At 58.4% G+C, this 12,910-nt stretch carries 10 protein-coding genes; 6 read left to right on the top strand and 4 right to left on the bottom strand.

Annotated elements, in window-relative coordinates:
- Positions 1 to 190: 190 nt before the first annotated feature.
- Both SPL01S_RS14200 and SPL01S_RS14195 read right to left on the bottom strand, forming a co-directional pair.
- Positions 191 to 1,027, bottom strand: coding sequence for a TIM barrel protein (locus tag SPL01S_RS14200; protein ID WP_063200681.1), 837 nt, complete (start codon positions 1,025 to 1,027; stop codon positions 191 to 193).
- A gap of 31 nt (positions 1,028 to 1,058) precedes the next feature.
- Positions 1,059 to 2,501 carry a sugar porter family MFS transporter gene (locus tag SPL01S_RS14195; RefSeq protein WP_063200678.1) on the bottom strand — a complete coding sequence of 481 codons (1,443 nt, stop codon included), beginning with the start codon at positions 2,499 to 2,501 and terminating at the stop codon, positions 1,059 to 1,061.
- Positions 2,502 to 3,061: 560 nt separating this feature from the next.
- On the opposite strand from SPL01S_RS14195, the gene SPL01S_RS14190 reads away from it, so the two are divergent.
- Both SPL01S_RS14190 and iolB read left to right on the top strand, forming a co-directional pair.
- Complete coding sequence (locus tag SPL01S_RS14190) at positions 3,062 to 4,567, top strand: CoA-acylating methylmalonate-semialdehyde dehydrogenase (RefSeq protein ID WP_063200675.1); 1,506 nt, start codon at positions 3,062 to 3,064, stop codon at positions 4,565 to 4,567.
- Between the two features lie 86 nt (positions 4,568 to 4,653).
- On the top strand, positions 4,654 to 5,475 hold the full coding sequence (iolB, locus tag SPL01S_RS14185) for a 5-deoxy-glucuronate isomerase (protein WP_006328613.1): 822 nt from the start codon (positions 4,654 to 4,656) through the stop codon (positions 5,473 to 5,475).
- Between the two features lie 42 nt (positions 5,476 to 5,517).
- On the opposite strand, the gene SPL01S_RS14180 is transcribed toward iolB, so the two are convergent.
- Positions 5,518 to 6,354, bottom strand: a complete 837-nt coding sequence (locus SPL01S_RS14180) for a MurR/RpiR family transcriptional regulator (protein WP_004951463.1) — start codon at positions 6,352 to 6,354, stop codon at positions 5,518 to 5,520.
- 197 nt (positions 6,355 to 6,551) lie between these two features.
- Entirely contained in the window at positions 6,552 to 8,480 is a 1,929-nt protein-coding gene (locus SPL01S_RS14175; protein ID WP_063200671.1) for a bifunctional 5-dehydro-2-deoxygluconokinase/5-dehydro-2-deoxyphosphogluconate aldolase, read from the bottom strand.
- 86 nt (positions 8,481 to 8,566) lie between these two features.
- Here SPL01S_RS14175 and SPL01S_RS14170 point away from each other — a divergent pair, with 86 nt between their 5' ends.
- From SPL01S_RS14170 to SPL01S_RS14155, 4 genes are read left to right on the top strand one after another with little or no spacing between them, the layout of a single operon-like run.
- Positions 8,567 to 8,914 (top strand): hypothetical protein, encoded by a 348-nt coding sequence (locus SPL01S_RS14170; RefSeq protein WP_063200668.1) that lies wholly within the window; start codon positions 8,567 to 8,569, stop codon positions 8,912 to 8,914.
- A gap of 48 nt (positions 8,915 to 8,962) precedes the next feature.
- Complete coding sequence (gene iolD, locus SPL01S_RS14165; protein WP_063200665.1) at positions 8,963 to 10,903, top strand: 3D-(3,5/4)-trihydroxycyclohexane-1,2-dione acylhydrolase (decyclizing); 1,941 nt, start codon at positions 8,963 to 8,965, stop codon at positions 10,901 to 10,903.
- Positions 10,904 to 10,951: 48 nt separating this feature from the next.
- Entirely contained in the window at positions 10,952 to 11,965 is a 1,014-nt protein-coding gene (gene iolG / locus SPL01S_RS14160) for a bifunctional inositol 2-dehydrogenase/D-chiro-inositol 1-dehydrogenase (protein WP_062868953.1), read from the top strand.
- A gap of 38 nt (positions 11,966 to 12,003) precedes the next feature.
- Positions 12,004 to 12,888, top strand: coding sequence for a sugar phosphate isomerase/epimerase family protein (locus SPL01S_RS14155; RefSeq protein WP_062868952.1), 885 nt, complete (start codon positions 12,004 to 12,006; stop codon positions 12,886 to 12,888).
- Positions 12,889 to 12,910: the final 22 nt, after the last annotated feature.

The raw sequence follows: 12,910 nt of genomic DNA, 5'->3' as shown, positions 1-12,910 counted from the left end.
GTTGAAAAAACGGCCTCCGAAGAGGCCGTTAGTTTGATGACAAAGTTGTCTTTGAACCCGAGATACCCGGGCCTAGCGCACCGAGGGGCGCTCCGGCGGGCAAGCCGCTACGACCCCTTCGGCACGCTCTCCCTAATAACGGGCTTTGTCAGCAGTCTGACGGCCTCCGAAGAGGCCGTTATGCGCTCTGCTACGCTTGCAGCAGGGCGATGCTCTGGCGGATTTCACGTTCTATATCCGCCTCTGACCAGCTATCCAGTTGCGAAGAGAACGGCTCGAAGGCGTAAATGCCGGTATAACCGAGGCGCTCCAGATTCTGCACCTGCTTTTTGCTCTCCAGCCGATCTTGGTCGCTCAGCATGATGCGCTCTTCGTCGCTTAGCGCACTTTTGCTTCGCGGGTCTTCCACCCCGGAAAGGTGCACCAGGCCAATGCCGCCGATGTCAATCTGCGCATCAAACTCGGGTTGCGCCACCTCGCTTAAATAATGGTGGAATGTATCCAGCACGATTTTGTAGGGCGCGCCTGAATCCCCGATCAGCGACTGCGTCAGCAGCGACGAGCGCAGTGAACTGATGCCAAAGCCCAGCGGTTCGACATAGCCCTGCACGCCGTATTGTTTAAACAGCGGGGCCAGCAGCTTCAGGGCCGCCAACGTATCCGTCTTTTTCTGCTCTTCGCTGCGGCGATCGTCCGCGCTGCAATGCGGGCACAGTACCAGCGCCTTGCTATGGATGGCCTGGGCTTGCGACAGCAGCACCTCGGCGTTTTTCAGCAGCGCGCGCTCGTCGTCCGGCAGGTTAAACCTGCCAAGGGCGTTGATAGTGATGATCTCGATGCCGTATTTTGCCGCCAGCGCAGTGAGTTGCTCATTGCTCAGGCTGTCGGTCACCTTGCCGCTCGGCATATCGTTGCGCAGCTCAACTTTGCTGAGCCCGCACTTTTTCACCAGGCGGAAAAAGGATTCCAAATCGAGATTCGGCGCGATCTTGCGGTTGATGCAAAAACGCTCTGGCGCAATGGTCATGATGCATGACTCCTGAAGGGGTTGAGAAAGCTTAGAGCTTGCCGTCTTGCAACGGCACCGGTTGTGTTTCGGACAAGGGCAGGCGATAGCGTTTCGCCATCACCACGTCTTCCATTTTCTCGAGGGAAACGCCCCGGGTTTCCGGGATATAGCGGCCGACAAACCAGTAGCTGAACAGGCAGCACGCCGCAAAAATCCACATAGGGAAAGCGCCGTGGAACTGGGAGAACAGATACGGATTGTCGTTGAGCATCGGGAAGGTTTGCGAAACCACAAAATTGGCCAGCCACATGCAGCCGACGGCGATGCTCATGCCCTGCGAACGCATGCGGTTGGGGAAAATCTCCGACACCAGCACCCAGGCGCCGACGCCCCAGGACAACGCGAAAAACACCATGAAGAACAGCATGCCGAACAGTGCGAAATAGCCGGTCGCCTCGGTATACAGCGCATAAGAGGTGATAAGCAGCCCGGCGATGACCCCCAGCGTGCCCCAGCGCATCAACGGGATACGGCCCATGCGATCCATCAGCATGGCGCCAATCACCGAGCCGACCAATTGCATCACGCCAATCCAGATGGTTTGGAACAACGCTTCCTGCGCATTCTCGGTGACGGTTTTCAACACCACCGGCGCGTAATACATCATGACGTTAACGCCGGTGACCTGTTGCAGCATGGCAATCATGCAGCCGACAAACAGAATGAAACGCACGCGCTTATCGGCGTAGCTGAGTTTTTGCTTGCTGGATTGTTGATCCTGCCGTATCGAGTCCTTGATCTCCCGCAGTACGTTTTTGGCATGCTCGGCGTTAGAGACGCGGGTCAGCATCGCCAGCGCCTGATCGTCACGGCCGACCATCACGCTCCAGCGCGGGGATTCCGGAATGATGAACACCAGAATGCAAAACAGGATGCAGGGAAGCACGCCGGAGGCGAACATCCAGCGCCAGCCCATCTCCACCAGCCAGGCTTCGCTGGCGATGCTGGCAATCTTGAAGTTAACGTAAAAGATCAGGATCTGGCCGAACACGATGGCGAACTGCTGCATGCTGAGTGCGCGGCCGCGCATGTCTTTCGGTGACACTTCAGACATGTACATCGGTGAGACGGTGGCGGCGATGCCCACTGCCAACCCGCCGATCATGCGGTAAATGACGAACCAGGTGAAGGTCGGCGCCAACGAGGAACCCATGGCCGAGACGGTGAACAGCAGCGCCGCCAGCATCAACGCCTTCTTGCGGCCATAACGCCCCGCCAGCGGCCCGGCGGCAAAGGCGCCAACCACGCAGCCGATCACCACGTTGGATACCGCCCAGCCGGTTTCGGCCGGGCTGAGGTTGAAATAGGTTTTCAGGGATTCGATCGCGCCGGAGATCACGGCGGTATCGTAGCCGAACAGCAGGCCGCCCAGAGCGGCGACCCCGCAAATTTTCATGATGTAGCCGGTATTGCGCTTACGCTGATATGACATTTATTGCTCCGATTTTTATCCTGGCTTCTGCCCGCATGTTGCGTTGTAGGTAGAGAGGGGGGCAGAAGAGTGAACCGTGCCTGTCATCAAGACGGTGATATTTGTGCAGTTCTTCCTTAAACAAGAACATTTATTTCATAATTAGTGAATAATGAAATATTGATTTTTAGATCCAGTTCAAAAAAAACCGCAAACGGACCGCCTATGTTACCGAAAGATTTACGTGCGCCCGGCGCCGTTGCGTTGACCGGTTGCCGCTATTTTTCTGTATAAAAGTCAGGGGTCATTGCCGCCCACCGCCGGGCAAGCCGGTGGCGCGTTTTTTTACCTCGATGCAATGACCCTGTATGACGACAGGGTAAAATTGCGACCTTCCGCACTAAAAACAAAATTTCTAAAATAATTTATTTGAAACTTTTTTTTCAATGAAATAGAGTTTGCTTTATCCGGTCAGGATTTAGCCTGCTTGCGGGCATGAGCTGGCAGTGTGATTCAAACGCCACGGCGTGCGGCAGCCCCGCATGCGGCCAGGCGACAGCGGACTTAAAAGAGGGTGAGACATGAAAACCGTGGGTAACTTTATTGGCGGGCAGGTGTGCCTGAGCAGCAGCAATCAAACCGTCGACGTGCATAACCCGGCTACCGGGCAGGTTGAACGTCGCGTCACGCAGAGCACCGCCGCCGAGGTGAAACAGGCCATCGATGTCGCCCATCAGGCGTTTACCGATTGGTCGCGCACCACGCCGCTGCGCCGTGCGCGCATCATGTTCAATTTTAAGGCGCTGCTGGAACAGCATCGCGAAGAACTGGCGCATCTTATCGTCAGTGAACACGGCAAAGTCTATTCCGATGCGCTGGGCGAACTGACCCGCGGCCTGGAAGTGGTCGAGTTTGCCTGCGGCATTCCGCATTTGATCAAAGGCGAATATTCGCCGGACGTCGGCAGCGGTGTCGACAGCTTCTCGCTGATGCAACCGCTGGGCGTGGTAGCGGGCATCACCCCGTTCAACTTCCCGGCGATGGTGCCGATGTGGATGTTCCCTATCGCGCTCGCCTGCGGCAATACCTTCGTCCTCAAGCCGCCGGCGCTGGTGCCTTCGGCCTCGGTGCGGCTGGCGGAGCTGCTGAAAGAAGCCGGCCTGCCGGACGGCGTATTCAATGTGGTTCATTGTTCTAATGAAAACGCCGCCCAACTGTGCACCGATCCGCACATTCAGGCGGTGAGTTTTGTTGGCTCGTCGGCGGTAGCGGAACACATCTACACGACCGCCAGCGCTCACGGCAAGCGGGTACAAGCCTTTGGCGCAGCGAAAAATCAGGCCATCATCATGCCGGACGCCGATCTGGACGCGACCGTAAATGCCCTGATGGGCGGCGCGTTCGGTTCTGCCGGCGAGCGTTGCATGGCACTGCCGGTGGCGGTGGTGGTGGGTGACGACACGGCCGACAAGCTGATCGCCAAGCTGAAACCGCTGATTGCCCAGCTGCGTGTTGGCCCAGGGATTCAGCAGGGCGGCGAAGAAAACGAAATGGGGCCGCTGGTGTCTTCGGCGCACCAGAAGAAAGTGTTGGGTTATATCGATCTGGGTGTGGAAGAGGGCGCAACGCTGGTGGCCGACGGCCGCAACTATCAGGTAGCGGGCTACCCGGATGGCTATTACGTTGGCGGCACCCTGTTTGACCATGTGACCTCCGACATGCGCATCTATCGTGAAGAGATCTTCGGACCGGTGTTGGGCATTGTCCGCGTACCGGATTACCGGACTGCCATCGACACGGTGAACAGCCATGAGTTTGGCAATGGCAGCGCCATCTTCACCAGTAACGGCCACTATGCACGCCAGTTCGTGCAGGAAGTGCAGGCCGGCATGGTGGGGGTTAACGTGCCGGTGCCGGTCCCGATGGCGTTTCACAGCTTCGGCGGTTGGAAGCGCTCGGTGTTCGGCGCCCTGAACGTGCACGGCACCGACGGCGTGCGTTTCTACACCCGCATGAAAACCGCCACCGCGCGCTGGCCGACCGGGCAGCAGACGGTGTCGGAATACAGTATGCCGACGCTGGGTTAATCCCCGAACCGACAGACCAGGGCCGTTACTTCATTGGAGTGACGGCCGCTGCATTTGTAACGCTATAGGTTAACAGGAGAATAATCATGTCTTCATTGCTCGCCAAATGTCAGCAGCCGAACGCCGAGGGGCGCATCCAGCACGTCACCCCAGAGAATGCCGACTGGCGCTTTGTCGGGTTCGATGTCTATCGCCTCGCAGCCGGCCAGACGCTGCAATTGGAAAGCGGCGATAAAGAGCTGTGCCTGGTGCTGGTCGCCGGCATTGCCTCCGTCGCCACCCTGCGGGCGGAATATCCGCATATCGGCAAACGCATGAGCCCGTTTGAGCGCACGCCGCCTTACGCGGTCTACGTGCCGCATCACGACAAGATTAACGTGCGGGCGGAAAGCGATTTGGAGCTGGCGGTGTGCAGCGCACCGGGCAAAGGGCATCTGCCGTCGCGCCTGATTACGCCGGCGGATGTGGGCGTCGAGCGGCGTGGCAAGGGGCGCAATCAGCGTTTGGTGCACAACATTCTGCCGGACAGCGAACCCGCCGACAGCCTGCTGGTGGTGGAAGTGTACACCGATGAAGGCAATACCAGTTCATACCCCAGCCACAAGCACGACCAGGAGGATTCACCGGATGAAACCTATCTGGAAGAAACCTACTATCACCGCATTCAGCCTGAACAGGGCTTTTGCCTGCAGCGAGTTTATACCGACGATCGCGAACTCGATGAGTGCATGCCGGTGTATAACCGTGACGTGGTCAAGGTGCCGCGCGGTTACCACCCGGTGGCGACGCTGGCCGGTTACGACAGCTACTATCTCAACGTGATGGCCGGGCCGGTGCGGCTGTGGAAATTCACCTGGGAAAAAGACCACGCCTGGATTAACAGCGACGGCTATCCGGCGGCGAAATAAGCGTTATCAGGCCCGGCATGCCGGGCCTGTTATTATTCAGCGTTATTCGTCTTTGGCATTATTCAGCGCCAAGGATACCGCCAGGGTTTGCGCCAGACACATTGAGGCGACCTGCGAGCGGAAACCGTCCACCTGCGCTTCGCGCACCACAAAGCACACGTCACTGAAGGCGGCCAGCGGGCTGACCTGGCTGTCGGTGATGGCGATCTGTTGCGCGCCGCGTTTGGCACCCAGTTCCACCAGCTCCAGCGCTTCTTGCGCATACGGCGAGTAGCTGATGGCAATCACCACGTCTTTGGGTTTCACCATGCTCAATTGTTCGGTGAACATGCCACCCAACCCGTCGATCAGGAACGCCCGACGTTCAAGGTGGCGCAACGCATAGGTAAGGTAGGAGGCGACGCTGAAAGAACGGCGCAGGCCAATCACGTAGATGTTCTCGGCGTTGTTCAGCAGTTCAACGGCACGGTCCAACTGCTCAGAGCTGGTTTGCATCGCCAGCTGTTGCAGCGCCTGAGCGTTGACCATGGTGAACACGTTGAGAATTTCCGCCGGTTTTTCCGGTGCGACGTTGCCGTCGGTCGAGGTCTGGCGAAACAGACGGGCGCGTTCGGTGTAGTTGACCGTTTCTTCCATCAGGTGCTGGCGAAAAACCTGTTTCATTTCGTTGAAACCGCTAAAGCCAAACGCGTTGGCGAAGCGGATCAGCGTGGAAGGCGGGACGCTGGCCTGGGCGGCAATGGAGGCAACGGTATCGAAAGCAATGCTGTTACTGTTATCCAAAATGTAACGCGCCACCTGTTTCAAGCGCTTGCTTAGCGTTTCATAACGGTGGCGAATCTCGTCCTGTAACAGCGAAAGTTGAGTTGGGTTGTTCATCCATTCGGCTCGCAGTGGGGGCTAAGGCGTATCGGCCTGACGCCTGAGTTGTTGACAGCCCATTCTAACAGATGGAGCGGAAATTTCATTTCATCTAAAAGCGATTTATTCGATTGCAAGTTGCGTTACTTCACAGAAAACCGGCAAAAAAATCCCCTTAAAGCGGCGAAAATCGCTGTAAGGGGAGCCTTTGTCGATTAATTTGCGTCGTGGCCGGGGCGATATTGGCGCCAGAAACCGATCAGCGTCAGGTATTTTTGTTTCACCTGTTCGATTAAGCCGGCGTCATCCAGTTCGCCCTGCAACCAGCGGCGTGAGGGCTGGCCGAAAATGGTGCGGCCAACGGCAAAGCCTTTCACCCAAGGCGCATCGGCAGCGGCGGCGAAACCGGCCTTCAGCGTTTCCTCCGGGGAATCCAGCCCCAGGATCAATACGCCACGGCAGAAGGGATCGTTAGCCTCGATCAACGCGCCGACCTGCCGCCAGTTCTCGGCACTCAGCGGCGGCAGTTTCCACCAGTCCGGCTTCACGCCCAACCGGTAGAAATGTTGCAGCATGTCCAGATAGTAGCGCTCGTCTTTGTCGGCGTTGCTTTCCGGCAAAATCACCTCGAGCAGCAGCTCGTGGCCCGATTTACAGCAGCCGCGATAGACGTCGCCGATCAGTTCATCCTGTTCGCGGCGCAGTTCGGCGGCGTCATGCGGATGGTAAAACACCAGGCATTTCACTACGTGTTCCTGCGGCCAGTCGATCAGTTGCGAGCCGATATTGCCGTGCTCCAGCCGCAGCGGGCGCGAGCTGGGCAGCTCGACCGGCCGGCCAATCCACCAGCCCTGGCCGGTGATTTCGTTCAGCGCCGCCTGGCCGTAAGTGGTGTCGGCCAGAATGCCGCTGTTGCCCTGCAGCCCGGCATCTTCTGCGGCCCGTTGCGCCGCCGCCAGCAGCAGGGTTTTCAATTTGGGGATGCGTTCTTCACTGACGTTGGCTTCGCGCGCCATATCCGCCAGCTGCTTGCGGTGATCGAAGGCGAACACGCACAGTTCCGGCCACTGTTTTTTGCGGGTCGTCACCCGGTGCAGGTGATTGAGCCGCGGGTCGCGGTCCGGGCGTTTCACTTCCCGTTCGCGTTGCAAATAGTCATCCAGCTCCAGTTTGGTGGGCATCGCCGGCGCGCAACCGTGGCGCGAAACCACCAGCGCACCGCAGGCGTTGGCATAGCGGCAGGCCTGATCCCAGCCTTCATCGTTCAGGTAACCGCGCAGCAGGCCGGACATAAAGGCATCGCCGGCGCCCAGCACGTTCAGTACCTCGACCCGTACGCCGGAATGCAGTTTTACCTGCTGCCAGTCGGCGGCGATCTCGCCTTCGAAGACCGAGCAGCCCTGCGCACCGCGTTTGCAGACCAGCGTGGCCGGGGTGGCTTTGCGTACATTGCTCAGCGCGGTCAGCGTGTCGGTGCTGCCGCCGGCAATGTGAAACTCTTCTTCGGTACCGACGATTAAATCAAAGTGGTGCAGCACTTCCTGCAGTTCGCGGGTCACCTTCTCGGATTCGACAAAGCGGGTTTCACCGTCGCCCAACGAGGTCAGGCCCCACAAGACCGGGCGGTAGTCGATATCCAGCGCGGTGCGCAGGCCGTGGCGGCGGGCGTACTCCAGCGCCTTCAGCACCGCAGCTCGGGTGTTAGGGTGCGACAAATGGGTGCCGGTAATGGCCAGCGCGCGTGACGACGCAATATAGGATTCGTCGATATCGTTCGGCGTCAGCGCCATGTCGGCGCAATTTTCACGGTAGAAAATCAGCGGGAAGGTTTCCTGATCCTTGATGCCGAGGATCACCAGGCCGGTCAGGCGCTCTGGGTCGACGATCAGGCTCCGGGTGTCGGCGCCGACGCGTTGCAGCTCTTCGCGCAGGAAGCGGCCCATATGCTCATCGCCGACGCGGGCCAGCATGCCGGACTTCAACCCCTGAATGGCGGTGCCGTAGGCTACGTTGCCGGAAGAGCCGCCGAGATACTTGGAGAATGTGCTGGCATCTTCCAGGCGTGCGCCGATCTGTTGTGCATAGAAATCGACGGCGATACGCCCGAGACAAATGACATCAAGTTGTTTTTCTTGTGTAGCCATACCCGTTTCCTTCTGTATTAAGCCAAACCCCGACTGCGAAGCATATTTTGGAGTATGAGGAATAAAAATTTCAATTTCAAGATTGAATGAAATTTACACCCCAAAAATGTGATGCATTTAAAAGCGTGATGAAAGCGGGGATGCAGGGGGAAAAAACCGCGCCCTGCCTGAGAGGAAAACGTGCTGCAACACGGGGTGATGCTTGCGCGTCACAGGCCGATGGCATCGGGTGCGCAGACGGGTTTGGCGCGGTTGGGATGGGGCCGCGCCGGCGGGAAAGGGCGGCTAAGTCGGTGAATTCTAAAGGCATGGATGAAATGGGGTTTTCATCATTATGCGATCTTTATCGCAAAATGAAATGTTTCTTCTGTAATGTGATTTTATGGAAAATATATTTGTTTATAATCGCTTCACGTTTCACGTTGTCGGTTTAGTGAGCGGCACCGCTGGAAAGCCATAGGCATAATGTAGAGGGTGGAGAAATGGGCAAGATCAGATTAACCATGGCACAGGCGCTCGTCAGGTTCCTCGACAACCAGTATCTGCTGGTCGACGGCGTGGAAACCAAATTCGTAAAGGGTATCTTTGCGATTTTCGGTCACGGCAACGTCCTCGGCCTGGGGCAGGCGCTGGAACAAGACAGCGGCGAACTGGTGGTGCACCAGGGGCGCAATGAGCAGGGCATGGCCCATGCGGCGACCGGCTTCGCCAAGCAGAAGCTGCGTCAGCAGATCTACGCCTGCAGCTCTTCCGTCGGCCCCGGTGCCGCCAATATGATCACCGCCGCCGCGACCGCCACCGCCAACCGCATTCCTTTATTGCTGCTGCCGGGCGACGTCTATGCGTCGCGCCAGCCGGACCCGGTGTTGCAGCAGATCGAACAGTCCTACGATCTCAGCATCAGCACCAATGACGCTTTCCGCGCGGTCAGCAAATACTGGGATCGCATCGTGCGGCCGGAACAGCTGATGAGCGCCTGCATCAACGCGATGCGCGTGCTGACCGATCCGGCGGAAACCGGCGCGGTCACGCTGTGCCTGCCGCAGGACGTGCAGGGCGAAGCCTATGACTACCCGGACTACTTTTTCCAAAAGCGCGTACATCGGCTCGATCGCCGCCCGGCGACCGAAGGCATGCTGGCGGATGCGCTGGCGCTGTTGACCGCCAAACGCAAACCGCTGCTGGTGTGCGGCGGCGGGGTGAAATATTCGCAGGCCGGGCAGGCGCTGCGCGAGTTTGCCGAACGTTTCCACATTCCGTTTGTGGAAACTCAGGCCGGCAAGGGCACGGTGCCTTCCAGCCATCCGTTTAACCTGGGCGGCATCGGCGAAACCGGTTGTCTGGCGGCCAATACGCTGGCCAAACAGGCCGACCTGGTGATTGGCGTAGGCACCCGTTACACCGACTTCACCACGTCGTCAAAATGGCTGTTCCAGCATTCGGATGTCGATTTCCTCAATATTAACGTCAGCGGTTTTGACGCCGGCAAACTCGACGGCGTACAGGTGCTGGCCGATGCCCGTGCGGCGTTGGTCGCCTTGAGCGCCCTGCTGGCGCAATCCGATTACCGCGCCGGTTGGGGCGATGCCATTGCCGAGGCGCGCAGCGCGCAGCAGCAGGAAACTGCCCGCGTTTATGCGGTGGAATACACCGGCGAAGGCTTTGTGCCGGAAATTGACGACTCTCTCGATCGCGACCGTGTCTTCGCCGAATTTATTGAACAGACCGACTCGCTGCTGACCCAAAGCCGGGTGCTGGGCGTGTTGAATCAGCACCTGCCGCAGGACAGTGTGATCGTCGCCGCCGCCGGCAGCCTGCCGGGCGATTTGCAGCGCGTGTGGCACAACCACGGCGAGCACGGTTATCACGTGGAATACGGCTATTCGTGCATGGGCTACGAGGTTAACGCGGCGTTGGGGGTCAAGCTGGCCGAACCGCGGCGCGAGGTGTATGCGATGGTCGGCGACGGCGCCTTTATGATGCTGCATTCCGAACTGGTCACCTCGATCCAGGAAGGCTGCAAAATCAACGTGGTGCTGTTCGACAACATGACCAACGGCTGTATCAACAACCTGCAGATGGAACACGGTATGGACAGCTACACCACCGAATTCCGCTTCCGTAACCCGCAGGGCGGCAAGCTCGACGGCAACTTTGTGCCGGTCAATTTTGCCATGCTGGCGGCGGCCTACGGTTGCAAAACCTACAGCGTCACCACCGAACAGCAACTGATCGACGCGCTGGCCGATGCGCGCCTGCAGAAAGTCTCCACCCTGCTGGACATCAAAGTGCTGCCAAAAACCATGGTGCACAAATATCTCAGCTGGTGGCGCGTGGGCGGCGCCCAGGTTGCCGACAGCGAAAAAATTGTCGCCGTGGCCCGCAAGCTGCAGGAAAACATCGATAAGGCCCGCGATTACTGATTACCCAGACCTGGCGTCTGCCGCAACTATTTGAAGAGGATAACGAAGATGACATTGAACATTGGGGTTATTGGCACCGGCGCAATCGGTCGGGATCATATTCGCCGTTGCAGCAAAGTGTTGCAGGGCAGCCGCATCGTGGCGGTCAACGACATCAATCGCGACAACGCCGCCAAGGTTGTGAGCGATCTGAAGCTGGACGCCAAGGTGTATGACAACGGCCAGGATCTGATCAAGGCGGCGGACGTGCAGGCGGTGCTGGTCACCTCCTGGGGCCCGAGCCACGAAGAATTTGTGCTGGCGGCCATCGCAGCCGGCAAGCCGGTGTTCTGCGAGAAGCCGCTGGCGGTCACCGCACAGGGCTGTAAAAACATCGTCGAAGCCGAAGCGAAGCACGGCAAACGCCTGGTGCAGGTGGGCTTTATGCGCCCTTACGATCGCGGCTACCGCGCGTTAAAACAGGTGCTGACCAGCGGCCAGATCGGCGAGCCGCTGATGCTGCACTGCGCGCACCGTAACCCGACCGTCGGCGAGGCCTATACCACCGATATGGCGATTACCGACACCTTGATTCACGAGATCGACGTGCTGCGCTGGCTGCTGGATGACGACTACGTCTCGGTGCAGGTGGTATTCCCGCGTAAAAGCCCCAAGGCGTTCCCGCACCTGAAAGATCCGCAGATTGTGCTGTTTGAAACCGCCAAGGGCACGCGCATTGACGTCGAAATCTTCGTTAACTGCCAGTACGGCTATGACATCCAGTGTGAAGTGGTGGGGGAAACCGGCATCGCCAAACTGCCGGAGCCTTCGTCGGTGCAGATGCGCAGCGGCGCCAAACTCTCTACCGAGATCCTGACCGACTGGAAAGACCGCTTTATCGACGCTTATGACGTTGAGCTGCAAGGCTTTATTAACGACGTGCTGGCCGGAAAGCTAACCGGGCCTTCCGCCTGGGACGGCTATGCGGCCTCTGTGACTGCCGATGCCTGTGTGGCCGCACAGCTCAGCGGCGAGATTGTGCCGGTGACCCTGCCGCCGCGCCCGGCATTCTACAACCACTAATGGGCTGACCGCGGTACCCATGTTTAAGAGGAATGACCATGAAGATCGCTTTTGATGTTGATGTCATCAGGGACCTGGGCATCACCAAAATGGTTCAGCAGGTAGCGGACTGGGGCTATCGGTATATCGAACAGTCGCCGCACCCGCAAATCAATCCGTTCTATAAGCATCCGAAAGCCGGCCGTGAGGTGATGGCGGAATACAAGAACGCGCTGAAAGCGACCGGTGTGGAGATTTCCTCGTTTATTGTGGTGTACCGCTGGTCCGGCCCGGGCGAGGATCGTCGCCAGGCGGCAGTCAAAAACTGGCGCCGGATGATAGAGATTGCGGTGGAAATGGGCGTGCAGGTGATCAACACCGAGCTGGCCGGCAACCCTAATGAGCCGGAAATTTGCGAGGAGCTTTGGTATCGCTCAATGGAGGAGCTGCTGCCGATCATTGAGCGCGAAGGTATCCGCATGGAAATCCAGTCTCATCCGTGGGATTTCTGCGAACTGAGCAACGAAACCGCCGACATGGTGAAATCGCTGCGCAGCGACCACGTCAAGTACCTCTACAGCGTGCCGCACAGCTTCTATTACGACAAGGGCCAGGGCGACGTGGCCGGCATGCTGAAATATGCCGGAGACGATCTTTCCCACGTGCTGATCGCCGATACCATGAACCACACCAAACACTGCCGCTATATCGTCAACCCACCGGGGGTGGACGCTGCCGTGCACCAGCACGTGGGTATTGGCGAAGGCGAGGTGGATTTCGACGCCCTGTTCCAGACCCTGCGCGATATGGAGTTCGCCAACCGCAACTTTAAGGTCGGTGGCGAAGCGATCATCTGCACTTCGCTGTTCGGCTACCCGGAAAAAATGAAAAGCCAGGCAGTGGCGACCAGAGAGCGCATCGAGAAAGAGCTGCTGGGCAAATAACCTTTTTGGCGCGTCGGCGTTA

Source organism: Serratia plymuthica NBRC 102599 (genome assembly GCF_001590925.1).
Lineage (GTDB): Bacteria > Pseudomonadota > Gammaproteobacteria > Enterobacterales > Enterobacteriaceae > Serratia > Serratia plymuthica.
This window is presented reverse-complemented; position numbering and strand designations above follow the sequence as displayed.

Excerpts from the sequence above, each read along its gene's own strand:
- SPL01S_RS14200 (WP_063200681.1), bottom strand. The coding sequence starts at position 1,027 with ATGACCATTGCGCCAGAGCGTTTTTGCATCAACCGCAAGATCGCGCCG.
- SPL01S_RS14195 (WP_063200678.1), bottom strand. The coding sequence starts at position 2,501 with ATGTCATATCAGCGTAAGCGCAATACCGGCTACATCATGAAAATTTGC.
- SPL01S_RS14190 (WP_063200675.1), top strand. The coding sequence starts at position 3,062 with ATGAAAACCGTGGGTAACTTTATTGGCGGGCAGGTGTGCCTGAGCAGC.
- iolB (WP_006328613.1), top strand. The coding sequence starts at position 4,654 with ATGTCTTCATTGCTCGCCAAATGTCAGCAGCCGAACGCCGAGGGGCGC.
- SPL01S_RS14180 (WP_004951463.1), bottom strand. The coding sequence starts at position 6,354 with ATGAACAACCCAACTCAACTTTCGCTGTTACAGGACGAGATTCGCCAC.
- SPL01S_RS14175 (WP_063200671.1), bottom strand. The coding sequence starts at position 8,480 with ATGGCTACACAAGAAAAACAACTTGATGTCATTTGTCTCGGGCGTATC.
- SPL01S_RS14170 (WP_063200668.1), top strand. The coding sequence starts at position 8,567 with ATGAAATTTACACCCCAAAAATGTGATGCATTTAAAAGCGTGATGAAA.
- iolD (WP_063200665.1), top strand. The coding sequence starts at position 8,963 with ATGGGCAAGATCAGATTAACCATGGCACAGGCGCTCGTCAGGTTCCTC.
- iolG (WP_062868953.1), top strand. The coding sequence starts at position 10,952 with ATGACATTGAACATTGGGGTTATTGGCACCGGCGCAATCGGTCGGGAT.
- SPL01S_RS14155 (WP_062868952.1), top strand. The coding sequence starts at position 12,004 with ATGAAGATCGCTTTTGATGTTGATGTCATCAGGGACCTGGGCATCACC.